24 protein-coding genes are annotated in these 25644 nt (G+C 38.8%); 19 read left to right on the top strand and 5 right to left on the bottom strand.

From position 1 onward, the window contains the following. Positions 1-54: 54 nt before the first annotated feature. The 4 genes from ABC371_RS07695 to ABC371_RS07710 are packed head-to-tail and all read left to right on the top strand — an operon-like array spanning position 55 to position 4723. Positions 55-852, top strand: a complete 798-nt coding sequence (locus tag ABC371_RS07695) for a glycerophosphodiester phosphodiesterase (protein WP_412896254.1) — start codon at positions 55-57, stop codon at positions 850-852. After that, positions 833-1783: an aldo/keto reductase gene (locus tag ABC371_RS07700; RefSeq protein WP_412896255.1), complete on the top strand. Its 951-nt coding sequence runs from the start codon at positions 833-835 to the stop codon at positions 1781-1783. The genes ABC371_RS07695 and ABC371_RS07700 overlap by 20 nt, the downstream gene beginning before the upstream one ends. 43 nt (positions 1784-1826) lie before the next feature. Further along, complete coding sequence (locus ABC371_RS07705; RefSeq protein ID WP_412896256.1) at positions 1827-2588, top strand: sugar phosphate isomerase/epimerase family protein; 762 nt, start codon at positions 1827-1829, stop codon at positions 2586-2588. Between the two features lie 26 nt (positions 2589-2614). Continuing rightward, entirely contained in the window at positions 2615-4723 is a 2109-nt protein-coding gene (locus ABC371_RS07710; protein ID WP_412896257.1) for a DUF5054 domain-containing protein, read from the top strand. Positions 4724-4847: 124 nt separating this feature from the next. Here the strand turns inward: ABC371_RS07710 and ABC371_RS07715 are convergent, their stop codons facing one another. Next, positions 4848-5462 (bottom strand): YesL family protein, encoded by a 615-nt coding sequence (locus ABC371_RS07715; RefSeq protein WP_412896258.1) that lies wholly within the window; start codon positions 5460-5462, stop codon positions 4848-4850. Positions 5463-5869: 407 nt separating this feature from the next. On the opposite strand from ABC371_RS07715, the gene iolG reads away from it, so the two are divergent. The 9 genes from iolG to gloA2 all read left to right on the top strand — a co-directional run bounded on the left by iolG (position 5870) and on the right by gloA2 (position 16157). After that, positions 5870-6895, top strand: a complete 1026-nt coding sequence (iolG, locus tag ABC371_RS07720) for an inositol 2-dehydrogenase (protein WP_412896259.1) — start codon at positions 5870-5872, stop codon at positions 6893-6895. A 64-nt stretch (positions 6896-6959) separates the two neighbouring features. Further along, the gene (gene iolB / locus ABC371_RS07725) at positions 6960-7778 is read left to right on the top strand and encodes a 5-deoxy-glucuronate isomerase (RefSeq protein WP_412896260.1); all 819 of its coding nucleotides are present in this window, start codon (positions 6960-6962) and stop codon (positions 7776-7778) included. A gap of 50 nt (positions 7779-7828) precedes the next feature. Continuing rightward, positions 7829-8824, top strand: coding sequence for a 5-dehydro-2-deoxygluconokinase (gene iolC, locus ABC371_RS07730; protein WP_412896261.1), 996 nt, complete (start codon positions 7829-7831; stop codon positions 8822-8824). A gap of 18 nt (positions 8825-8842) precedes the next feature. Continuing rightward, on the top strand, positions 8843-9706 hold the full coding sequence (locus ABC371_RS07735; RefSeq protein ID WP_412896262.1) for a class II fructose-bisphosphate aldolase: 864 nt from the start codon (positions 8843-8845) through the stop codon (positions 9704-9706). A gap of 29 nt (positions 9707-9735) precedes the next feature. Continuing rightward, complete coding sequence (locus tag ABC371_RS07740; RefSeq protein WP_412896263.1) at positions 9736-11196, top strand: CoA-acylating methylmalonate-semialdehyde dehydrogenase; 1461 nt, start codon at positions 9736-9738, stop codon at positions 11194-11196. Positions 11197-11270: 74 nt separating this feature from the next. Next, positions 11271-13196, top strand: a complete 1926-nt coding sequence (gene iolD, locus ABC371_RS07745; protein ID WP_412896264.1) for a 3D-(3,5/4)-trihydroxycyclohexane-1,2-dione acylhydrolase (decyclizing) — start codon at positions 11271-11273, stop codon at positions 13194-13196. A 22-nt stretch (positions 13197-13218) separates the two neighbouring features. Continuing rightward, positions 13219-14115, top strand: a complete 897-nt coding sequence (iolE, locus tag ABC371_RS07750) for a myo-inosose-2 dehydratase (protein ID WP_412899297.1) — start codon at positions 13219-13221, stop codon at positions 14113-14115. 113 nt (positions 14116-14228) lie between these two features. Then, positions 14229-15239, top strand: coding sequence for a LacI family DNA-binding transcriptional regulator (locus ABC371_RS07755; RefSeq protein ID WP_412896265.1), 1011 nt, complete (start codon positions 14229-14231; stop codon positions 15237-15239). A 531-nt stretch (positions 15240-15770) separates the two neighbouring features. Then, positions 15771-16157, top strand: coding sequence for an SMU1112c/YaeR family gloxylase I-like metalloprotein (gloA2, locus tag ABC371_RS07760; protein ID WP_412896266.1), 387 nt, complete (start codon positions 15771-15773; stop codon positions 16155-16157). A gap of 68 nt (positions 16158-16225) precedes the next feature. On the opposite strand, the gene ABC371_RS07765 is transcribed toward gloA2, so the two are convergent. Together ABC371_RS07765 and ABC371_RS07770 are read right to left on the bottom strand one after the other, a co-directional pair. Then, a complete protein-coding gene (locus tag ABC371_RS07765) occupies positions 16226-16966 on the bottom strand; it encodes an N-acetylmuramoyl-L-alanine amidase (RefSeq protein WP_412896267.1) in 741 nt (246 codons plus the stop codon). A gap of 54 nt (positions 16967-17020) precedes the next feature. Continuing rightward, positions 17021-17395, bottom strand: a complete 375-nt coding sequence (locus ABC371_RS07770) for a hypothetical protein (protein ID WP_412896268.1) — start codon at positions 17393-17395, stop codon at positions 17021-17023. Positions 17396-17924: 529 nt separating this feature from the next. Here ABC371_RS07770 and ABC371_RS07775 point away from each other — a divergent pair. From ABC371_RS07775 to ABC371_RS07800, 6 genes are all read left to right on the top strand, one after another. Then, a complete protein-coding gene (locus ABC371_RS07775; protein WP_412896269.1) occupies positions 17925-18158 on the top strand; it encodes a hypothetical protein in 234 nt (77 codons plus the stop codon). Continuing rightward, entirely contained in the window at positions 18100-19050 is a 951-nt protein-coding gene (locus ABC371_RS07780) for an IS110 family RNA-guided transposase (RefSeq protein WP_412896270.1), read from the top strand. Before ABC371_RS07775 ends, ABC371_RS07780 begins: the two co-directional genes overlap by 59 nt. Before the next feature lie 539 nt (positions 19051-19589). Continuing rightward, positions 19590-20543 carry an FkbM family methyltransferase gene (locus ABC371_RS07785; RefSeq protein ID WP_412896271.1) on the top strand — a complete coding sequence of 318 codons (954 nt, stop codon included), beginning with the start codon at positions 19590-19592 and terminating at the stop codon, positions 20541-20543. 344 nt (positions 20544-20887) lie between these two features. Further along, complete coding sequence (locus tag ABC371_RS07790) at positions 20888-21628, top strand: TraX family protein (protein WP_412896272.1); 741 nt, start codon at positions 20888-20890, stop codon at positions 21626-21628. A 10-nt stretch (positions 21629-21638) separates the two neighbouring features. Beyond that, positions 21639-22766: a M15 family metallopeptidase gene (locus ABC371_RS07795; RefSeq protein ID WP_412896273.1), complete on the top strand. Its 1128-nt coding sequence runs from the start codon at positions 21639-21641 to the stop codon at positions 22764-22766. A 474-nt stretch (positions 22767-23240) separates the two neighbouring features. Then, positions 23241-23783 carry a D-lyxose/D-mannose family sugar isomerase gene (locus ABC371_RS07800; RefSeq protein ID WP_412896274.1) on the top strand — a complete coding sequence of 181 codons (543 nt, stop codon included), beginning with the start codon at positions 23241-23243 and terminating at the stop codon, positions 23781-23783. Positions 23784-23927: 144 nt separating this feature from the next. Here the strand turns inward: ABC371_RS07800 and ABC371_RS07805 are convergent, their stop codons facing one another. Both ABC371_RS07805 and ABC371_RS07810 read right to left on the bottom strand, forming a co-directional pair. Continuing rightward, positions 23928-24977, bottom strand: coding sequence for a hypothetical protein (locus ABC371_RS07805; RefSeq protein ID WP_412896275.1), 1050 nt, complete (start codon positions 24975-24977; stop codon positions 23928-23930). Continuing rightward, positions 24961-25521 (bottom strand): sigma-70 family RNA polymerase sigma factor, encoded by a 561-nt coding sequence (locus ABC371_RS07810; protein WP_412896276.1) that lies wholly within the window; start codon positions 25519-25521, stop codon positions 24961-24963. The genes ABC371_RS07805 and ABC371_RS07810 overlap by 17 nt, the downstream gene beginning before the upstream one ends. Between the last annotated feature and the right edge of the window lie 123 nt (positions 25522-25644).

Below are 25644 nucleotides of genomic sequence, written 5' to 3' on the forward strand. Positions count from 1 at the left end.
TCGGAAATCAATGCTAGTTTATAGGTATCACCTTATTTTTCATAGATGGGGAAGGTGAGTAAGATTAAACGAATTTTTCAAGGAAGCCAAATCAACTATATTGGAGCACATCGAGGGGCTTCAGCCTATTGCCCTGAAAACACGATGTCTGCCTTTAAAAAGGCATATGAGTTAAAGGCTGATATGCTTGAATTAGATGTTCAATTAACTAAAGACGGCGAAGTCATTGTGTACCATGACTTTTTCCTTGACAAACGAACAAATGGTAGGGGCTTTGTTCATGAGCACACACTAACAGAGGTAAAGCAGCTAGATGCGGGTTCATGGTTTTCTGAAAGTTTTACTGGTGAAAGGATACCAACGTTTGAAGAAGTCTTAGCTTGGTCTAAAGATAAAATCTGGCTGAATATTGAGCTTAAACAATTAGAGCATTTGGATGAACCACTTGCCAAGAAGGTTGTTGACCTTATTGAGCACTACGGTATGGAGGATCAAGTACAGATTATGTCCTTCAATCACGCATCCTTAGTGCAAGCGAGGCGATGCAGCAAAAAAATCATCACGAGTGCAATTAGTGCATCAAGAATGTTGAATCCAGCTGAATACTTGCGTTCGATTCAGGCACAAGTACTAAATGTGCCGGTCATTCATTTATCTCCACGTTTAGTAGAGGAATTACATAACCAAGGATTTTATGTACATGGGAGTATGAGTGATGATCTCAATGTCTGGAAGACCATTTTAGCATGGGGAATTGATGCAATGGATACGAACATTCCAGACGTTATGATACAGGAAAGAGAAAAATTTTACGAGAATAGAGGGTCTGCCGATGAACTACTTAACACTTAGAGGGTTAGTTGATCAGAAATCGGTTGAGAAAAAAGTATCGCGGTTAATTATGGGGACAGCAGGTTTTTACCAATTAGATAGCAAAGGTAGCGCGTTTTCGATCATGGAAAAGTTTATTGAAGCTGGTGGAAACACATTTGATGCTGCCCATCAGTATATTAATAGTGAAGAAGTTTTAGGAGAGTGGCTTGATAAAAGAGGAATACGTAAGGATATCTATATTTTAACAAAGGGCGCTCACCCTGACGATGGGGAGCCAGGGCAGCGTGTTCATCCTGCTGCTATCACAAAGGATATCATGGAAAGCTTAGAAAGACTTCGTACCAATTATATTGATTTCTATGCTCTTCACCGGGACGATCCAAATGTTGAGGTTGGTCCCATCATGGAGATTCTCAATAAACATGTAGAGGTAGGTAGACTACACGCAATCGGTGCATCCAATTGGTCGCATGAACGAATACAAGAAGCAAATAGGTATGCTTCGAAACATGGCTTAGTAGGCTTTACTTTTAATAGCCCTAACCTAAGCTTAGCACAGTGTAATGAACCGAGATGGCCTGGATGCGTGTCAGTCAATGAAGAAATTTCAAACTGGCATAAAGGGAATCAGCTGCCACTATTATCATGGTCTTCACAAGCGGGGGGGTTTTTCAGTGGTCGCTTTACGCCTAAAAATCGTGACAATGAGGAATTCATACGCGTATACTACAGCGATGAAAATTGGGAGCGCTTCAATCGTGCCCAAGAATTAGGTAAGAAGAAGGGGGCAACAGCAAATGAAATTGCCCTTGCGTACGTATTAAATCAACCTTATCCTACTGCGGCCATTATTGGCCCTGAGAAGGTAGAGGAATTGCTTTCATCTATCAAAGGATCAGAAATCCAATTAAGTGCATCAGAAGTGGAATATCTTAATCTATTGGACTAATATTCTAGTTTGATTGAAAACCCTATATGGAAGAGGAGCAAAGATGATTAGACAAAAATTTGCAGCTCAATTATACACATTAAGAGATGAAATTAGCAAAGACTTTCCAGGCGTATTGCGTGAATTAAAGAAAATGGGCTGGGAAGCTGTTCAAATTGATGGCCTATATACTTATTCTCCTGAAGAAATTGCTCAAGTGTTGAAGGAAACAGGACTTAAAACAGCAGGTATGCATATTAGCTTAGAGCGAATGAACAATGAGCTTGAACAGGTCTTGAAGGAAGCAGACTTATTTGGGACTTCAGATTTCTTCTGTCATTATCTAGAAGAAGATATGCAGAATGTAGAGGGGTACTTGAAAGCAAAGCAGGATCTCCTTGAAGTTTCCAAAAAAGCTAGGGGCTATCGTGTCGGTTATCATAATCATGATTTTGAATTCAAGACAAAAATTGAGGGGAAATTTGCTCTTGATTATATTGTAGAAGAACAAGACAGTATTGTCATTTATCCTGAGGTTGATACTTACTGGGTTAAAATGGCTGGAATTGATCCGTTAACCTACATTAAAAAGTTCCCAAATCGTATCCCTATTCTCCATCTCAAGGATATGACAAATGATGATCGTAAACATTTTGCGGAAATCGGTACAGGCTCAATCGATTTTGTACCAATCATTGAATGGGGTGAGAAAAACGGGGTAGAGTACTATTGCGTGGAACAGGATTTCTGTCCTGGTAACCCATTTGACAGTCTTGAACTAAGTTTAGCAAACCTCATTAAAATCTCAGAAAGATTACAAATATAAGAAGTGATAGGGTGGTTAGTGGAGACATGAAGGATATTGAAGTGGTGCATGTCATCTTCAAAACTCATTTGGATATCGGATTTACAGATTTAGCTGAAAATGTAACGCAACAATATATTAAATCATATATTCCGAAAGCGATAGAATTAGCAGAAAACCTTGATACCATGGAGACGTCTGCTGGTTTTGTATGGACAACCGGATCCTGGCTAATTCATGAATATTTCAAGCAAGCAAATGAGGAAGAAACGAAAAGAATGACTGCCGCAATAGAAGCAGGATATATAGCGTGGCATGGACTTCCTTTTACAACACATACGGAATTAATCGATGCAGAACTATTTCAGCATGGGCTTTCACTAGCAAAACGCTTAGATGCAAAGTTTGGAAAAAAAACAGTCTCTGCTAAAATGACGGATGTGCCAGGGCACACAAAGGCGATGATCCCATATTTAGCGAAAGCGGGCATTCAGTATTTACATTTTGGTGTAAATCCTGCATCAAAGGTCCCATCTGTGCCAACAATCTTTGTCTGGAAAGGAAAGGATGGCTCAGAGGTTATTGTGAATTATGCGAATAATTATGGAGATGTACTGAGAATAGAAGGTTTGAAAGAGGTCATGGTATTTGCTCATACTGGGGATAACTGTGGACCGCCAACTTTGGAGGATATTAAACTTGAATTTGCAAGTTTACAAGAGAAATTTCCAAATGCGGTAATCAAGGCCTCGACAATGGATCAGTTTGCGTCAAAGCTTCAGGAAATCAAGCATAACCTTCCCATTATTCACGAAGAAATTGGCGATTCATGGATTCATGGTGTGGCAACAGATCCCAAAAAGGTTGCCCATTATCGTGAATTAGTGAGACTTCGAAATAAATGGATAGCCCAGGGTGAATTGAATGTATCAAGTGAGGAGAATTTATTATTTTCAGATTGGTTATTGTTAATTCCTGAGCATACGTGGGGATTAGACGAAAAGAAATACTTAAATGATTATAAGAACTATTCGAAACAGGATTTTCATAAGGCAAGAGTAAAAAATACAATTGACAAAGATTCAGTTCCAGATAAATATAGCTATATCGGATCATTTGCAATGGATGAGTTTGATAGTTTATCGGAACAAATCTTTACTACTTCTTGGGATAAAAGAAGTTATCAATTATTTGAGAGCTCTTGGAAGGAACAACGAGACTACATCGAAAAAGCAATCTCCACTTTATCATTTGGAAGACAAAAGGAAGCACGCCAGGCACTCCAGCAGCTTGAAGTGCAGAAGCCAGAACGAGGAAAGAAGCTATTAAGGACGAATACAGCGTATTCACTTGGAACGTTTATGGTAACGTTTGCTCAAGATGGATCAATTGTGTCTTTAGTCGATAGAAAAGGAAAAACTTGGGCGAGTGACCAGTACCGATTAGGTGTCTTTTCATATGAATTATTTGGTGTGGAAAACTTCAATCGATGGTTTGAGGAATATGTAGAAAATACAAGTCAAACCCATCGCTGGTCTGATGCCGATCAAGGAAAACCTGGAATGGAGCTTGTCATACCTACACCAAAGCATCAACTTTTTATCCCTAATGTTGTTTCGATTAGCAAGAGTGAAATTGCAGGGAATGATGTTGTATTTGTCGAACTGGTCATGCCAGAGCAACCTGTTTCAGGATTTGGCTCTCCGAAAACAGTTGTGATAGAGTATACATTTTATAAGAAGAGCGACCAAATTGATATTGAACTCCAATGGTTTCAAAAGGAGGCAAACCGCTTACCTGAAGCATTATGGTTTTCAATTGCAGTACAAGTAGATAATCCAAATTTATGGAAGCTTGAAAAAATGGGGGAGCTTATATCACCTCTTGAGGTCGTTAAAAATGGCAACCGTAACCTCCATGCAGTTGATAAAGGAGTATATTATCATGGTGCGGATGGGGAAGTTCAGATCGAAACAAGAGACTCGCCACTTGTATCGCCAGGTCAAAAACGATTGCTCCAATTTGATAACACATTTGCTCCGTTAGAAGGTGGCATCCATTTTAACCTTTACAACAACATTTGGGGAACAAACTTTCCAATGTGGTATGAAGAGGATGGGAAAAGTAGATTTAGATTGAAACTCAATACCTATTAAAATAGGCAGGCACTCACTATATCTGAGTAATTATTACTATTATAATAATTATAGATACTAGTGAGTGTTTTACTTTTTTGTAAGTCGAGTAACAGTAAGGTTCTAATTTTCTAAAGCAACTTTTTTAGACAGCGTCGTTGACTTTTGTCAGTGTTTCAACCTTAAGAAAATTTTTGTGGCAGAGAAAGTAGACTGCATAGGCGGATACACTAAAGATAAAAAGGAGTGTAATAGGGAATATATAGAGTATGCCTATCATTGCACCGACGGTAACTAAAATCAATAATGAAGTCGGTAGATAGAGCAGTGAGAAAAATAAAGAATTCTTCACCAAACCTGTAAAAGATAATGAAAAATGAACCATGATGGGAAAAACATGAATGGTAATAACCGCCAAGATGAGTCCAATTGCTAAAAGGATAGACATAAAAATGGTCTTTATGAGTTCATCCATTTGCTGTAAGACGAATAAATCAATATAAAATACTCCTATGTACAGCATCCATAAAATTCCGATAATAAAACTTTGTTTGAAGTTTTCTTTAAAAAACGTGAAAAAAGCACGGAATACGCTCGTATCTTTGTTTACCATCCAATTTCGGATGACTCCAAACATGGCAGCTGTTGCTGGGAAAATGGTTACAATGGGTATACACATTACAAGCCAGAGTATATTCAGGAAAAAAAAGTTTGTAGCCACTTCAGCGATGCTATAAAACCTACTATTTAAAAATCTCATTTGTTTTCACCAACCTTTTTTGAAAGGGTTTACATATCTGAATAGATAGGAGATTTATTATAAACGAATATAATTAGTTTAGTATATGTTTTACTAGATTGCTATACTTTACAGAAAAATAGATATGCATGACTATTTTATTCTATCAAGATAATAGTTAGATTTTGTGAACTTGCCTTTTTAGATTAAACCAAAACTAAGAGATTTTTTTGCGATTTAGTTGAAGTGTTTCCATCTTAAACAGATTAGTTTCGACAAAAAGAATGCGACTAACAATTAGAGAAGAAATTTTCTGAAAGATTAATAAAAAGGTCTTGCAAGGTATACAATGTCATATCTATAATATAGATATGGGCGAGTTAAGCGCTTACCCTAATCGGTAAAAATTTCATAAAGGTGGTTATGTGATGGGAGTTGTTAATGTTGGTATTATCGGTGCTGGCCGTATCGGTCAGATCCATGCGGGAAATATATTACAATCGGAATCGGTAAAGTTGAAAGCGATTTCCGATGTGTATTTAGACCATGTAAAAGGAACAAAGCTTGAAGCGACAGTTGATTATCTTACAAATGATTACCGTGAAATCCTTGCAGACCCTGAGATAGATGCTGTCTTTATTTGTTCAAGTACAGATACGCATTTTGATATCATTGTAGAAGCTGCAAACGCAGGAAAACATATTTTCTGTGAAAAGCCAATTAGTTTTAACATCCAGGAAACACAACGCGCGATTGAAGCTGCGAAAGAAGCAAGTGTGTACTTCCAGGTTGGGTTTAATCGTAGATTTGATAAGCATTTCCGAAAAGCCTTCGAAGAAGTGCGTAAGGGCACTGTTGGGCAACCACATATCATCAAAATTACATCCCGTGATCCTGAAGCACCCCCAGAAGCTTATGTGCAACGTTCAGGTGGAATGTTTATTGATATGACCATCCATGATTTTGATATGATTCGTTATCTCTCTGGACAAAACGCAACAGAGATTTATGTGAATGCGGCAAATCTAGTGGATCCAATGTTTGGAAGACACGATGATGTAGATACTGCAATTATCACTGTTACGTTTGAAGATGGATCACTAGGTGTGATTGATAATAGTCGTAAAGCAGCATATGGATATGATCAACGTATTGAGGTATTTGGTGACAAGGGCGTAGTTACTGTTGCAAATGAAAAACCAACAAATGTTGAAATCAGTACTGATCAAGCAGTAACAGCTGATAAGCCGAAATACTTCTTCCTGGAAAGATACCAAGATGCCTATGTGGCAGAGCTCACTGCATTTATTGAATCTATAGTGGAGAAGAAACCAGTCCTTTGTAATGGAGACGATGGATTACAAGCTGAACTATTAGCATATGCAGCAAAGCTTTCTGTAAAAGAAAAACGTCCTGTTACGCTTAAAGAAATTGAAAGGAATCTAGTTAAGTAGAAATATCTTTGAGGAGAAGGTACAAGTGTTTGGTTAAGCGCTTAACTTAAAAAGGGGGAATTTGATGTCTCGTTTAATTGTAAAACCGAAAGGCCGTGATGAAGAGGGAAAGATTTTAGAAGTAACTCCCGAATCAGCAGGATGGAAGTATGTTGGCTTTGAAGTGTACTCCTTAAAACAAGGTGAAACTTTAAAAAAGCAAACAGAAGATAAAGAGGTTTGTATTGTTCTTCTAAGTGGTCTTGCTAATGTTAAAACAAATAAAACCGTATTTGAGAATATTGGTAAGAGAATGAGTGTGTTTGAAGGAACTCCTCCATACTCGGTTTATGTGCCAAGTGACGATGTATTTGAAGTACATGCGGATACAGATGTGGATATAGCTGTATGCTTAGCTCCTGGTAAAGGAACACATGAAGCGCGGTTGATTGCCCCAGAAGATGTAGGTATTGAGGCTCGTGGGTATGGCCACATGTCAAGAACGGTACACAATATCTTGCCAGAGTCTGAGCCAGCAGATAGCTTACTGGTTGTCGAGGTATACACTCCAGATGGAAATACATCAAGTTATCCGCCACATAAGCATGATAAGGACAATCTACCACAAGAGTCGTACTTAGAAGAAACATACTATCATGAAATTAATCCACAACAAGGATTTGTATTTCAACGGGTGTATAACGATGACAGAAGTTTAGATGAAACACTGGCAGTGGAGCACCGTAATGTCGTGTTAGTTCCGGAAGGGTATCACCCTGTTTCATCAGTACCAGGATATAGCTCATATTATTTAAATGTAATGGCGGGGCCAATTCGTACATGGAAGTTTTATAATGACCCAGACCATGAGTGGTTGTTTATAAATGTTATGCAAACAAAGTAATAGTACGTCAGATTAGTGTTTTTAACACAAATCAGTAGGAGGGAAAAATAATGAACGGAATATCATTTCAAACAGATCGTCGATTAGATATAATCGCCATTGGAAGACTTTGCGTGGACCTAAATGCAAATGAAATTCATCGCCCTATGGAGGAAACGAGAACCTTCACGAAGTATGTTGGAGGTTCCCCAGCAAATATCGCAATTGGTGCTGCTCGCTTAGGGTTACAGAGTGGATTTATTGGAAAAGTATCCAATGATCAGATGGGACGATATATTAAAAATTACTTAAATGATAACGACATTGATACATCAAATGTTGTTGACGACCATACAGGTGCGGTTACTGGGCTGGCTTTTACAGAGATTCTCAGTCCAGAAGATTGTAGCATTCTTATGTACCGAGATAATGTTGCAGATCTTAAATTAGATACAAGCAATGTTTCGGAGGAATATATTAAGCAAGCAAAAGCGTTATTAATCTCAGGAACTGCATTAGCTGCAAGCCCATCAAGAGAAGCTGTATTCCTTGCACTGGATTATGCCAGAAAACATGATGTCGTTGTTATCTTCGATCTAGATTATCGTCCGTATACGTGGCAGTCTCCACAGGAAACAGCGATCTACTACAACCTTGCTGCAGAAAAATGTGATGTCATTATTGGCACACGTGAAGAGTTTGATATGATGGAGCAATTTGTGAAGGAACATCAATCGAACGATGACAAAACAGCGGGTAAATGGTTTAGCTACCAAGCAAAAATCGTTGTAATTAAACACGGTCAAAATGGTTCGATTGCATATATGAAAGACGGAAGTAAGCATACAAGCGGTATTTTTAAATCAAATGTACTTAAAACGTTTGGTGCAGGAGATTCCTATGCGTCGGCATTTATTTATGGCTTACTTCAAGGCTGGGAAGTTGGAAAAGCAATGGAATTTGGAAGTGCTTCAGCCTCAATTGTAATATCTAGACATAGCTGTTCAGAGGCAATGCCAACAGTCGAGGATATCACTGAGTTTTTAAAAACTGCTGTTCGTGCGTAGGGAAGGTGAAAAGACAGAATGCTAGCTAAGTTAACTGATGTACTAACTGGTACCATCGAAAGTAATTATGCAATTCCTGCATTTAATGTATTTGGTTATGAGGATGCACAAGCAGTAATACAAGCAGCTGAAGAATTAGGTGCACCGGTCATTTTAGCAACAAACAAGGTAGCCATTCAGCACATTCCGATTCATATCATTGGTAAGCTCCTAGTTGGACTTGCAGAACAGGCAAAGGTCCCTGTTGTCGTCCATCTTGATCACGGCAAGGATTATGAAACAGTCGCTAAGGCAATAGCAAGTGGATATAGCTCTGTTATGTATGATGGATCCCAATTACCTTTTTCGGAAAATGTTAGGACAACAAAAGAGATTGTTAGAATGGCCCATGCCTATGGCATACCAGTGGAAGCTGAAATTGGTTCAGTAGGTTACAGTGATCCGACCCTAGGAATGGGAGCGTTAACAGATCCACACGAAGCTAAGCAGTTTGCGGAAGAAACAGACGTTGATGCATTAGCTGTTGCTGTAGGTACGATTCACCGAATGGAAGAACAAACTGCTTATGTCCAATTTGATAGATTACATGATATTCAGCAGCTAGTAAGAGTCCCACTCGTTATGCACGGCTCAACAGGTATTCCAGATGAGGACCTAAAAAAGCTTGCATCCACAAATATCGGGAAAGTAAATATTGGGACAGCGATAAGAATGGCGTTTGGTAACAGCCTACGTCAGGAAGTGAATGCAAATGTTACATCCTTTGATCGTATTGATTGGTTTAAGAATGCAATGGAAGCAGTAAAAGAAGAAGCGAAACACAAAATGAGATTACTTAATCTTGACAACTACGTGAAACAAATGGCAACCGTAAATAGATAAATAGTCACAATAATTAAGGAGGCAATGTCATGACAAAAACCGTTGTACAAACAGTAAGAAACTATATTGGTGGAGAATGGGTAGGGTCAACAACAACAAATACACAAGAAGTTTATAATCCAGCTACTGGGGAAGTAATTGCCCATGTCCCACTTTCAACACGTGAAGAGGTTGATCATGCTGTAAAAGTTGCAAAAGAAGCATTTGAGTCATGGAGCCAAGTGGCTGTACCGAAGCGAGCTCGCATTCTCTTTAAATATCAACAGCTTTTAATCGAACATTGGGATGAACTAGCAGAACTCATCACAATAGAAAATGGAAAAAATCTTACAGAGGCTCATGGAGAAGTTCAGCGTGGAATTGAATGTGTGGAGTTTGCTGCAGGTGCACCAACATTGATGATGGGTAGCCAATTACCTGATATCGCAACTGATTTAGAATCGGGGATGTACCGTTACCCAATTGGTGTTGTTGGTGGGATTACACCATTTAACTTCCCAATGATGGTTCCATGTTGGATGTTCCCTCTAGCGATAGCTACAGGAAACACATTCGTGTTAAAACCTTCTGAACGTACGCCTTTATTAGCAAACCGTCTTGTAGAATTATTTGAGGAAGCAGGGCTACCAAAGGGGGTCCTTAATCTTGTTCATGGTGCTCACGATGTTGTAAATGGATTGTTGGAAAATAAAATGGTTAAGGCTATTTCATTTGTTGGTTCACAACCAGTTGCAGAGTATGTTTACAAAAAAGGAACGGATAACTTAAAGCGTGTGCAAGCACTAGCAGGTGCGAAAAACCATTCCATTGTGTTAAAAGACGCGAACTTGGAGAATGCGGCACAGCAAATCATTGGGGCTGCTTTCGGTTCGGCAGGAGAACGTTGTATGGCTTGTGCAGTCGTAGCAGTTGAGGAAGAAATTGCGGATCAATTAATCGAGCTTTTAGTTCAAAAGTCAAATGAAATTCAAATCGGAAATGGATTGGAAGAAGATGTTTTCCTAGGACCAGTTATCCGAGAACAACACAAACAACGTACATTACAATACATTGCAGAAGGTATCAATGAGGGAGCAAAGCTTGTACGTGACGGTCGCAAAGATGAAGTTTTACAAGCGAAAGGATATTTTGTAGGTCCAACTATTTTTGATGAAGTAACAGAGGAAATGAAGTTATGGCAGGATGAAATTTTTGCACCTGTACTTTCAATTGCACGTGTGAAAAATCTTGCTGAAGCGGTAAATTTGGCAAACCAATCTCGCTTTGCAAATGGAGCCTGTATCTTTACAAAAGATGGTGGTAGTGTACGTCAGTTCCGTGAAACAATTGACGCGGGTATGCTTGGTGTCAATATTGGTGTGCCAGCACCCATGGCTTTCTTCCCATTTTCAGGCTGGAAGGATTCCTTCTATGGAGATTTACATGCGAATGGAAAAGACGGAGTAGAATTTTATACTCGCAAAAAGATGATAACGGCTCGTTGGGTGTAAAAAATGCTAAAACCGGATAGAAGGTTCTATCCGGTTTTTCATAAAAGAAGTCCATGTAAGGAAGGTGTATATGTATGAAGCTAACAACAGCTCAAGCACTTGTGAAATTTTTAAATCAGCAGTTTATAGAAGTAGATGGTAAAGAGCAAAGACTTTTTAAAGGGATTTTTACCATTTTTGGTCATGGAAATGTACTAGGTATGGGTCAAGCGTTAGAAGAGGATAGTGGAGAATTAGAAGTCTATCAAGGAAGAAATGAGCAAGGTATGGCGCATGCGGCGGTTGCATTTGCAAAACAAAAGCACCGTAAACAAATTATGGCTTGTACATCCTCAGTGGGTCCTGGTGCTGCTAACATGATCACAGCCGCGGCGACTGCTACAGCTAATAACATTCCAGTCCTTTTACTTCCAGGTGATACATTCGCGTCACGCCAGCCAGATCCAGTCCTTCAGCAGGTTGAACAAACTTATGACGCTTCCATCTCAACAAATGATGCATTCCGACCTGTCAGCAAATATTGGGATCGTGTAAATCGTCCAGAGCAGCTTATGACAGCAATGCTAAATGCGGTACGAGTGTTAACCAACCCGGCTGATACAGGTGCTGTCACAATCGCCTTGCCACAGGACGTTCAAGGGGAGGCGTATGAATACCCGGATTATTTCTTTAAAAAACGAGTACATCGCTTTGAAAGAAGACAACCAACACAGGCGGAATTACAAGACGCAGTGGCTTTACTAACGAGTAAAAAGAAGCCGTTGATTGTTTGTGGAGGCGGTGTTCGTTACTCAGAAGCAGGAGAAGAATTAAAACATTTTGCGACTAAATATAAAATTCCTTTTGCAGAAACGCAAGCAGGGAAAAGTGCAGTTGAAAGTGAACATCCAATGAATCTTGGTGGCCTTGGGGTAACTGGAAATCTAGCAGCTAATCGAATTGCTAAAAACTCAGATTTAATCATTGGGATTGGTACAAGATTCACAGATTTTACTACATCATCAAAGCAGCTGTTCCAACATGAAGAAGTAGACATTTTAACGATTAATGTCTCTGAATTTCATGCATCCAAATTAGATGCATTAAAAGTAGTCGCAGATACGAAAGCAACCCTTCAAGCATTAGACCAAGAATTAGAGAAAGTTGCTTATCAGACAGGGTATCAAGATGAAATTGAAGTCGCGAAGAACGCTTGGGCTGCTGAATTAAATCGCCTCTATCAAACTACTTATGGCAAAGAGGGATATAAGCCAGAAGTGAGTGGACATCTTGATGAACTATTAGTGGAATATGAAGAGGTATTAGGTTCATCATTAACACAAACAGCTGTTATTGGTGAAGTTAATCAAAGAATTGATAAAGATTCGGTTGTGGTAGGTGCATCGGGAAGTCTTCCCGGCGACCTACAGCGTATGTGGGTGAACCGTACGCCCAATACGTACCACATGGAATATGGATACTCTTGTATGGGCTATGAGATATCAGGCGCACTCGGGGTTAAAATAGCTGAACCAGAGAAGGAAGTTTACGTAATGGTTGGTGATGGTAGTTACCTAATGCTGCATTCTGAATTGGTAACGAGCATTCAGGAAGGGAAAAAAATCAACATTGTCTTAATGGACAATGCAGGATTTGGATGTATTAATAATTTACAAATGTCTAACGGTATGGGTAGTTTTGGAACGGAATTCCGTAAACGAAGCAATGAAACAAACAAATTAACCGGCCCAATCATCCCGATTGATTATGCGCAAAGTGCCGCAGGGTATGGTGTAAAAACATATACAATTAGAACAATGGAAGAACTGCGTGCGGCACTCGAGGATGCAAAAAAGCAAACAGTTTCAACTTTACTTGACATTAAAGTGCTCCCAAAGACCATGACAAATGGCTATGATTCCTGGTGGAATGTTGGGGTTGCAGAAGTCACTCAGAAAGAAGAAGTAACCGAAGTCTCTGTTGAGCGAAACCAACAATTAAGTAAAGCACGTAAATATTAAAATGGAGCGGGGGACAATCATGATGTTCTCGAAAGAATTCGTAAAAATTGGGATTGCACCAATCGGTTGGACCAATGATGATTTACCAGAGCTTGGTGGAGAAAATACATTTGAGCAATGCGTTAGTGAAATGGCTCTTGCTGGTTTTACAGGGACCGAAGTCGGAAATAAGTACCCAAGGGATCCAGAAGTACTTAAAAAAGCGCTGAGCTTACGTGGGATGGAAATTGCAAGTGCATGGTTTAGTGCCTTCTTAACAACAAAGCCACTAGAAGAAACTGTGAGGGCTTTTATCAAGCGTCGAGATTTCTTATTTGAGATGGGAGCAAAGGTAATTGTTGTTTCTGAACAAGGCCACAGCATTCAAGGTCAAATGGAAACTCCTTTGTTTGATAATAAGCCAGTCTTTATCCAAGAAGATTGGGGGAAGCTAGCGGATGGCCTACATGAATTGGGGAGGCTAGCCCAAGAAAAAGATATGGATATCGTCTACCATCACCACATGGGGACGGGGGTACAAACTACAGAAGAAATAAATAAACTTATGGAACTTACAGATCCAAACTTAGTTTCATTATTATATGATACGGGGCATCTCGTGTTTTCAGGTGAAAGCCATCTTGAGGTACTCGAGCGTCACTTTGACAGAATCAAGCATGTGCACTTAAAGGATGTTCGGACAGATGTGGCTCAAAAAGTAAGAGAAGATAAACTAAGTTTCCTAACAGCTGTGAGAGAGGGAGTCTTTACTGTTCCAGGAGATGGCTCCATTGATTTTAGACCTGTATTCCAGTTATTATCAGAGCGAAATTACAAGGGCTGGATGTTAGTCGAAGCTGAGCAAGATCCAGCAAAAGCAAATCCGCTCGAGTTCGCGTTGATCGCAAGGAAGTATATCAAAGAAACAGCGGGAATTTAAGTGCTTAGCAAAATCTATGTCCTTAAAATACACAAGCAAGCAGAATGAATAGCTGTTTCGCCTGCTTGCTTGTGTTATAATAACTGAATTATGTGATGAGAGGATTTATACGAATGAAAGTCACGATTTATGATGTTGCAGAGAAAGCTAATGTTTCAATCGCAACGGTATCAAAAGTGATAAACAATAGAGGGAAGATTGGCTCGGAAACAAAAGAAAAGGTAGTTCGAGCAATGGAGGAATTAAACTACCATCCAAGTGCGGTTGCGTCTGCCTTGACGGGAAAACGTACGAATACCATTGGTCTACTCATTCCAGATATATCGAATCCTTTTTTTTCCGAAATTGCCCGGCACATCGAGAATCGTGCTCACCAAGTAGGCCTAAGTGTAATCATGTGCAGTACCGACTATAACATTGATAAAGAAACGAAATATATTGAACTCCTCCGTCGAAAACAAGTCGATGGACTAATTCTTTCATCTGGTTTTCGTAGTGATGATATCTTACAAGAACTAATTGATAATAAACTACCAGTTGCTATGATTGCACAGCACAATCCTTCAATGGCTGTTCATATGGTTTCAATAGATGACTATAAAGGTGGTTATTTGGCAACAAATCACCTCTTGTCTTTAGGACACCGTAATATTGGAATTATAGGTGAGAATGTTCGGAGTAGTAATTTACGGATTTATGGATACCGCGATGCTTTTCAAGACAATGGTTTAGTGGTTAATGAAGAAAACATAGTTCGAACGGATGGATCTGTGGCGAATGGATACACCATTGCTACGCAAATGATGAATTGGTCGGAGAGACCGACGGCTATTTTTGCCATAAATGATTTATTAGCAGTAGGAACTTTCCAAGCTGCAAGGGAGCTTCAGTTGCGAATTCCTGAAGATCTATCGATTGTAAGCTTCGATAATACAATCCTAGCAAGGACAACAGTTCCATCCTTAACATCTATTGCGCAACCTGTAGAAGAGATGGGAGCAAAGATAGTAGATTTACTATTAGAAGAAATTGAAGAACATAAAGAGAACAAAGAACAAATTCTTTTTGTGCCGGAGTTAATTGTAAGAGGATCAACAGGAGTACCTGCAGGTGGTGCGGATTAAATAAAAGCAATCAGTTATGGGGAGTTAGCTATTTTTATTTGGTTTGTCATTTTTGTAGATTGCTTGTAAATTATGTATTGTCATTTCCTATTAGCGATTTAATCTCCTTAAATATGAAACTCTGAATTTTATCGCACAATTGTCAAATTTAGGATAGGATTCGACATACATCATCGCTATTCGAAGTAATCCGGAATTTCAAAAAGAGTTATGAAATTAGCCAAAACCGAATTAATGTCAAGGACAGGTGACAGTTGGGATAATGCCCTCCCCAATGGGTCCCATTTGAAGGATGAAGTAGACTGTAAATCCTGTAAGACATTTGATGAACTTGAGCAATTTATAAAATAAAGAATTAGTGGATCTCCATGGAAACTGGGGAGCTTTTTTATTTGTGCTATTAGGACTGAACGTTGCTTTGAAGTGATTGCTGGGTCTAATACCATCTTTAATAACTGTATTTGATAGTATAATAATACTGGCTTAAAATTAGATAAGTATTGGAAAAAATTTTAGGTAAGGATGTTCACTATGAAGATTAACCGCATTCATCATGTAGCAATTATTTGTTCGGCCTATGAGAAGTCCAAAGACTTTTATGTGAATAAGCTAGGATTTACCGTATTAAATGAGGTTTTTAGGGAAGACCGTGCTTCATACAAGCTAGATTTATCAGTTGGGGATACCTATCAGATTGAATTGTTTTCTTTTATGAACCCTCCGAAAAGATCAAGTTATCCTGAGGCTGCTGGACTTCGGCATCTAGCCTTTGAAGTAGATGATATTGAAGAAGCGGTGAAGGAGTTAACATCAAAAAATATCGAAGTAGAAAATATACGTATTGATGAAATAACAGGTAAGAAATTTACCTTTTTTAAAGATCCAGATGATTTGCCTTTGGAAGTTTATGAGAGATAACTATTAATAATAAGTGGAACAGGAAGCTTAGTAAGTTTGATTTCCTGTTCCACCTAATTTATTTTTCTTTATTCTAAATTCCCTTTATTTAGTCGTCTTTGCAGTTCTTTAATGACAAGAGATGGTTTACTTATGACCCCATCAACAGGAGTATCAAAATATCTTTGGAGGGCACTGATTGTTGTTGGTCCCAAATAACCGTCAACGGTTATGGTTTCTTTTGGCGGGTTGGCTTTTTTGGGTGTAGGTGTTTGTCCAGAATCAGGACCTTTATAACTAACACCTTCCTCCCGACAAATAGCACGCACCACACATTCATACATGCCTTCTCGATAGGTTTTGTCCTTAATTTTTTCTGATTGTGGACCATCCACAAATTCGTATTCTAGGATTGTAGTCCGACAGAATCCTGTGAGTCTATGCATATAGTAATAATCTCCGCCAGATGCATTTTTTCGGGTGTACACAGGTCTCGATCTTACTGGATAGCCAGCTTTTCTTAATTCTTCCATTAATAATTGCTCAAACTTGCTGTCAGAATAGATGGAATGGATGGTTTCAGCCCCACTTCCTCCACCCGCATTAAAATGATGTGAAATGCATTTTTTGTATGTCTTCACCTTCGCAGTTCTTGCCTCAGGGTTTAACGTAACATCGCTTGTTCTAGTTGAGTCACTCGCAATCCCGAGCCTCTCCAAACGTTTGTCCACATATAGTGCTGCTTCTAAGGTATACACCTTTTCTGTATTCCCATTCGCTACGGCTCCTGGATCATTACCACCATGCCCAGCATCTTGAATCCAGCTCATTTATTAAATCACTCCTCTTTGATTAAGGTATTTTGCAAAGACCTAAATCCTATTTTAGAAAGTAGGATATGGATGAAAAACATATAGATTGCCACATTGAGCTCCATAAACATTTTCAGTTTCATAAGCCGTTAACATATTAAACTCAATACATTTCCATACCATCCGCTTAAACGTTGAGCGGGAAATGGCATGTTCGTTTAAGCCAAAGTTGGTACTCCGTACGATCGATTTCATGGATTCGTGGCAAACTCCTGAGCCTTTTGATGATAATTGAATTAACTGATTCAGTCCGAATACTTCTCCTCGAGTGAACTTCAATTGATGATCAATGAGCCAAATTTCCATATTGAGCTTAAACTCCTCATAATCGTGAAACTGTGAATACACTTGAATAGCCTTATCGGAGCACACTTTAATTCTCAGCATAACTTGAACCCCCTTTTACCATTGTTATAGGTAGATAATGGGGAAAAAGGGGCAATAAGTTTTAGAAATATTTAAGATAGAAGGATGCGGACGGTGTTCGGCCAATTAAAACAAGGGACAGAGGGATGACTTCGGGCAACTTTACAAATATGATATTCTCAGAAAACACCGATAACGGAAACCGTGTATGGCGCGAGTATACGATGAAGGGAATCAGAAGATCGAGAAACCATTCATAAGAAGAATAGAAACTAGATCGGAGGAAGATCTCTAAACTGTTTTTTGTTTGACGTAGGATAAATCCTTATCGTCGAAAGGTGTCACACGTTATTTCTAAATTTTCACTAAACGTTTACAACCCCTTAATAATCGCCCTCTATAATGGAAGGTAACCAGTTTTTGGGACGAGTTATCATGAACGAAACTAGCTCCTTACTCGTAATCCCGTAGGTTAATTTGGTTAGACTGTTTAACGGTGATTAAAAATCAGACCAAATTAGAGCTACTATACGAAAGGAGCTAGTTATATATGAAGGATACCATAAAATACGTAGGTTTAGACGTATCCAAGGAAAAAATTGCGGTTGCCATTGCCGAGGAAGGAAGGGAATCACCAAGATATTATGGAATGATTCCACACACCTTAGAAGCTATTAGAAAATTAGTTGAAAAATTAGGAGATCAGAAATATTTAAAAGTATGTTATGAAGCTGGTCCCAACAGATTATCCATTGTACCGTTTCTTGATAAGTTTAGGAATTGAGTGTTTTGTAATTGCACCTTCTTTAATTCCTTCTAAACCGGGAGAGAGGATCAAAACAGACCGAAGGGATGCGATTAGACTTGCCCAATTATTCCGTGCTGGTGAATTAACATCAATTTATGTACCAACTGAAGATGATGAAGCTCTTCGAGATTTGGTTAGAGCACGTGAAGATGCAAAAGAGGATGAGTTGAGGGCAAAACACCGATTAACCAAGTTTTTATTAAGGCATGATATAAAACCACCTGTCGGTGTTCGAAAATGGACCCATAAGTTTCGTGAATGGCTAAATGCATTAAAATTTACTCGTTCTACATCTAGCGTTGTTTTCCAGGAATATTACCATCAACTTCAAGAAATCGAACAACGAATAAAACGGTTAGAAGAAGAGATACAATTACAAGCAACCGAAGGTGTGCACGCACCTGTAATTCAAGCTCTTCAAACGCTTAGAGGTGTGACAACCATTACAGCTACAAGTCTAGTGGCTGAGATTGGGTCCTTCAAAAGATTTGCCACTCCTAAACAATTTATGTCCTACGTGGGTCTCATTCCAAGCGAATATTCTAGTGGTGAAAGTCGAAGGCAAGGAAAAATTACGAAAACAGGGAATAAACATGTTCGGCGCCTTTTGGTTGAAGCTGCTTGGAGTTATCGATATCAACCAGCAGTTAAAGGAGAATTAAAGAGAAGGCAAGAGGGGCAATCTGCCGCTGTTCAAGCTATATCATGGAAAGCACAAAATCGTCTTCATAAGAAGTATTTCCGCTTATTATCGAGGGGTAAAGAAAGTGGAAAAGCCATAACAGCAGTGGCAAGGGAATTAGCTGGTTTTATCTGGGCGGTTATCCAAGAAGTAGAGACTGACTCAAAAATTATGATTGAATCTTAATCTAAATAATAGAATACCGGAATTAAAGAAAAGATTTTAAGAGTAGGGCTCGAAGGCAAAGAATAACACCGGAAAGGATTATCCACGTGGTCCCTTTGTGCTATGTCTAATAGGCTAACGCACGTGACGAGTTAGTGGAAGATCCTTTATACGGAAAGATAAAATGTGAAAACCCACGAATATCAGAGTGCTAACCGTAGCTAGATTTTTGCCTTCGTGCCGTGTTCTTAACTTTTAAAAAAGGAGGAATTTAATTCTTAGCTTCAAAGAGTGTCTCATTCTAAGGATTACCAGTCAAGGAGAGCACTCGACAGGTAATCCTTAGAATGAGAAGTCGTCAGTAAGCTAAGAAGGGAAATCCCTAGCCATAAAATGTCTCAAACATTTAACACATAAAAGAAAAGAAGCTTAAATACGCTTCTCTTCTTAAGTGCGCCCAAAAAGCGCACTTATAAAAAGGGATACGGTGAGGTCTTGACAGTTTCGTTCATATCAGGGACCTGTCCCTCTGTCCCACCACAAAAGGGGAGATTATCGATATGGCTTTTCCAAAAGGGGTTATGAATAAGCCAGTGTTTATGAAATTATGGGAGAATTATCCGCTGTTTTCAAAGGTAATCTTAGATGTTGGTATTTTTCTAAAGTATAAAACGTTGAAATTGAATAAAATTCCAAGTATGATCACTCTTCCTTCACGAAATGTTATTTATGTTAATAATGCAGAAAATCGAGGAAGGGCGCTATTGATTAGTGATGGGATTACACAAAAGCGCGTTACCGAATTCTGGGGAAATGCCGTGGAATCGTACAAGCCGACACTGGTTCTAGATATTGGTGTGAACTATGGAGAGTGCATTTTTTCTACAAAGTATGAAAGAGATACGACAATCGTTGGAATTGAAGCGAATAAATATTTAATCGATTATATTGAGCGTTCGCGCCAACTGCATGTTAACGGTAAACAAATCAAAATTATTCATGCTTTCGCGGGAGAGCATGTAAAAGAGGATCAAGACTTCTTTATTGATACGCATTGGTCTGGCACCTCTTCAGGCGTGCAAATCTCAGAAAAAAACTCGATTGAAAAAACGGAAGTGCCTGCGATTACAGTTGATTCTCTCTTTGAAAAAGTAGCATTAGGCAATCAACGGCTTCTGTTTAAAATCGACGTGGAAGGCTACGAATTTATGGTTATGAAAGGAATGCGGAAACTTTTAAGTAATTGCCGTGATGTCCTAGGAATCGTTGAATTTGATAGCCACTATCTCGAGAAAGCGGGGGTTAACTTAGAGTCATATATGAATTTTTTAGGTAGGTATTTTGAGATTCAGTTTTATGATATGGATAATCAACTTTTGGAGCTGTCAGCTGTTTCATTTTCTGAATTGCAGAAGCAATATGGAACGGAGCATGTTCATACAGACCTAATTCTTTTATCGAAGCGGCTCAAGGAAAGAGATTCCCGAATTTTATCTATGTCTCAACCCTATTGATAGCGGGGCGCTTCAATAGGGTTGATATTTCACAATAGTGAAATCTTCTTTTGGGAAAATCTGTACTAAACGAGAATTATTATTTCAAACAATCGTTTGTTTGGCACGCGAGCTAAATAACGGTAAAAATTTTTAAATTCAATCAAGCGTTTGATTAAATGAAATTTATTGGTCCTAAAATCTGATGTTATAACAGATATTTTTCGATGAAAATTATATTAGTATTATATGGCGCAAAGAGTTGAAAAACTCATTGTGCCTTTTTCGCATGCGTCCAAAAATAAAAATTGGATATTGCACAAATACTAATGTTGAAATCCATTTAACGTAAGGCGAGGGATACCATGCAATCTACAACTTACCGAAGAGACCTAACAGAATCCACTACCTATCAAAAGGATTTATCCTCTAATGCATTAAAATATATCGCACTTATTGCCATGTTCTTTGATCATCTTTTTGCTGGTTTTATCCCTCAGGAAACGGTAGCGGGATTTGTTTTACGAATTCCTGGAAGGGTCGTTGCGCCGATTTTTTGTTATTTTATCGCGATGGGATATTTTTACACATCCAATATTAACAAGTACATCGAGAGATTGGTTATTTTTGCAGCTATCTCTCATTTTCCGTATGTATTATACTTTAAATTACCGTGGTGGAAAGCAACAAGCGTCATGTGGGGTTTAGCGTTGGGGTTAATCGCTTTGACCATTGTAAAAAGTGAAAGACTGCCGCTTTACCTGAAGCTAGCCTTGGTGTTTGTGTGTTGTATGCTTGCATATCCAGCCGATTGGAATTATATTGCGGTTTTATGGATCGTGTTTTTTGGCATTTTTCGAGGACAACTAAATAAACAATTGATCAGCTTTATTTTCATAGGGCTTTTTTTGCATATCATACCTGAAATCAGCAATTTGGGTTGGCACCATGCCTATCAATTTGGAATTTTCTTGGCAGTTCCATTGTTGGTTATGTATAAAGGCAGACGTGGTAAAAAATCAAACCTGTTAAAATGGGGCTTTTATGTCTTTTATCCATTACATTTAATCATTTTATATATGTTAAAATACATTGTTTTTACCTAGTGGAGGTAGTATGAAAAAATTAATTGCACTTATATCGTTAGTATTCGTACTGACAGCTTGTTCCACTACAGTTGTGGAAGAACCAATTGTTGAAGAGGCAATCGCTCCTGTTCAGGAAACAGATCCACTAGAAGAATTAGAACCAATCCCAACTCCAGTAAAATATGAAGGGGATTTGGAATTGCCGATTAACGGGGCAACAGGTTACACATCTATCGATTTAAACGTAATGTCAACTTCAACGATAGAATCTGAAACGGTTGAAACGTTGAAAGCTGGTACAGCCTTTACAATCGAAAAAGAGGAAGGAAATTGGTGGTTCATCAAAAATGCGACTTCAGAGGGTTGGGTTGACAGTACGTACTGTTTCATTAACCTTCCGGACGTGATTCCATCCATTGCATATGATAGTAGCAATACCTATTCTTCCAAATTTGTTTCTTCCGGAAAAACTATTCCTGGAATAACAGGACAATCTTTGTACGAAGGAAAATCAGTTAACGAGAGACTTGGAAAAGAGGAATTTATCGTTCCTGTCTTGTATTCCATGTCTAAAAAAATATTTCTCGCTCAGCAAGAAGCATTAACTAATGGGAATACGTTGGTCATCTATGAAGGGTATCGACCATATTCCACTCAAAAAGCAGTCGTAGCAGCATTGACAAAACTAGCAAACGTCGATAAAAGCGTGATGGCTGGGATAAACACAGCACCTTGGAGCACAAATTGGTTTATCGCTACAAGTGTCTCAAACCATCAAATGGGCTATGCGATTGATGTATCGCTAGCTAAAATTGATTCAAAAGAAGAGGTAGCAGTGGGTAAATATTTAGTAGATGATATCACTGATTACACGGAATACACAATGCCAACTCCAATGCACGATCTAAGTTTGGCATCTATCACATTTGCCAAACCAGTTCCATCTACATCTCCAACAGCTTGGAAAATTGCTAAATTAGCAGATTCAATGAATGAATCTGCCATTACACTTCAAAAATATCTAACAAATGCGGGTCTAACTCCATTAGCTTCAGAATGGTGGCACTTCAATGATCTAGATGCATTGAATGCCATCAAACAGCATCCAAGCGACGGGAGATATGTATTAACGGAATGCTTAAGTGTAACTCCATAGTGGGACAGAGGGAGCCTCGTCCAGGGATTCATTCAAAATACGGCTAAAAAGGCTTGGAGTTCAAATCTCTCAAGCCTTTTTACATTTCCTTTTTCCTAAGTGTCCGTAAGTTGTACAAGCTCATCAGTAATTAGAGGAGAAATTTCTCTTAATAATGAATTTGCACTGAAAATAACAAAAATAAACGACAGATTCCGGCTATGGACTCAAAAAACGTAAAAATGTGCGATTTTTCTCTGCTTAAACGGAAAACCTCCGCTTATATCCAGCGAAATGAGCCCAAATCTACATTTAACTGAAAAATTTCCGTTTATTAATAAAATACTTAAGCCCCCTTATGTTTCAAAAATAGAAGTGAACCTCATGTGTCTTTTTTTGTTCCCGCGCCCACAGCATCCCACCAATTTAGATATAGTAATTTTCCTAAATATGTCATACACTCTAATTAGAGTACATATGACAAGGAGGCTTACTATGATATCCCGCAAAGAGTTTGAGCTTATTAAACAGGAAACATTGGAATACTTCGAGAAATGCAAGATTGTATTAACAGAGGAAGAAATTGATAGACTTGAGATTGCAGATTTTGGGTTAAATAGAGTTAGAGAGCTTGGTTTACAGTTGATGGTATACATCAACACGGAGCGCTGCTGCGCAAAGGATTTAGTGCTTCTTCCAAACCAAACTTGTCCTGAACATCTACATCCACCTGTAGGAGAATCTCCAGGTAAGGAGGAGACTTTTAGATGTCGTTATGGAACCGTTTACTTATATGTTCCGGGACCAGCAGTCGACCAACCAAAAGCTAAAGTTCCTGAAGATAAAAAGGAAACCTTCACCGTGTGGAATGAAATCGTCCTAAAACCAGGTGAACAGTACACGTTAGAACCAAATACTTTGCACTGGTTCCAAGCGGGCGATGAAGGTGCAGTTGTGTCTGAATTTTCTACGATGAGTACGGACGAATATGACGTTTTTACTGATCAAGAAATAAAAAGGATTCCAGAGATTGAGTAGGAGAATTCCTGACGACATCACAGTTTTCGAAAATAAGCACGAGGTAGAAGAAACCGTGTGATTGATTCTCAACGAGATAGGGGGCATGACAGAATCTGTTCCCGCCCCCTAAAAAACGCATGGACTCCATGCGTCAACCAAAACTTATTTTAAATATTCTTCAATCACAAAATCCTCTAGCGGTGCGCCATCGTCCGAGTACATCCCTGTATAAATATCATGTTCCGGCAAGTAATAAATATAGATGGTGGCGTCAAAAGGTTTCGTTGATATCTTACCTGAAGAATCCCAGTACGGTCTTTCGTGGACATCTTTTACTTCCTTTATAAATGTAGCCCCTTCATAATTGGACATCATTTGGTCTGCTTCTTCTCTTGTAATCTTGTAATCAATTAGCTCCATAAGTTTAGTTTCTGAACTAGCGAGCTTCCAAACCCCATCTTCTTTTTGCAGCGAGATGGTCGTTTCATAGCCGCTATTGATCATGTTCGGCGTTTCAAGAAAAGATAGGGTTACTTTATCCTCCGTATTTTCACTGAGGTTATAGCGCACTGCTCCATAAAAATTCGGGAAAAATCGAGCATCACAGCCTGTAAAACAATAGTCTTTTGCTACTCCAAGCAAATGCCCTTGAACAAACGCATCTGTAGCAAATTCACGTAATTCTTCAGCGAGTGGACCATATTCAGCCTCGATAAAACCTCTTTCATAACCCCAGTTGTATTTTTCGGTAGCCTGGCTAAACAGATCCTCCACGTTTGTGAATAGGTCTTTGATTATGGCATATGCCTCTTCAGTGTTTAAAGGCACGTTAGAGGGAGCTTCGTTTGTCTTGTCAAGTGGCGTGTTCTCCTGTTGCTTCTCTACTTCATCATCGTCATCATCTGTATCCTCAACAACAGGCACTTCTTTTTCATTCAAATGGATGTCCTTATCAGGGAGGTTTTCGCTAATTTTTTCTTTATCGGCATGTGGCTTGCTGTTTTCAAAATCCTTTAACATTGGGGTTGCCAACAAAACCAACAAGAAGATGACTCCAGCTAATGATGCGTAGTATCCAATTTTCCGCGGCTTCTTGTGATTCATTCTTGACATTCTTTCGTTAAGCCGCTGTTTCTCTTTTTGATCGATGTTAATTTCGCGCTTTAAATAGGCATGCAGCTCTTCTTTTAGTTCCTTATCGAATTTGTCCATACTCAACACCTTCCTTAAGCAGTCTTTGTTTTAGTTGCTGCTTTCCTCGTGCCAATCTTGCTTTCACCGTGTTAACTTTTACATTTGTAATCTGACTAATTTCATTGATCGACAAATCTTGATAATAAAATAGAATCAGAATGTCCTTGTAAATCGCCGGCAGTTGGGAAATAGCCTCTAAAATTTGATTGGACTCCACTGATTTCACATACATATCCTCGGCTGCTTTTTCCTTGGAGTGGATAAAGGGTTCCATAAGTGGCTTGTATATGAGGTTTCGGAAACTCCATTTTCTTTGATAATCCTTGCACTTGTTGATTGTGATGCGGATAAGCCAAGTTTTATATTGTGCTTCCTTACGAAACGTAGCGAGATTTTTATAGCACGAAATAAACACATCCTGAATGATGTCCTCACACTGGGAAAGATCGTTCACATACATAAACGCAATTCGTTTCAAATCATTCGCATACATATCAAAAAGCTGATTTACAAGCTCTTCATTCGTTATCTCTTTTGTCATCTCTATACATTCTTCATTCACAACTTTCCCCCCTTACACTGATTAGACGAATCTCAAACCAAAACTGATGCATTTTAAATTGTGTTAGTTAGTACTATAGTTGTTGTACCTACATATTACAAAACTTTCAATATTCTCCGGAAT

The organism is Bacillus jepli (assembly GCF_047238305.1).
Classification (GTDB): domain Bacteria; phylum Bacillota; class Bacilli; order Bacillales; family Bacillaceae_L; genus Ferdinandcohnia.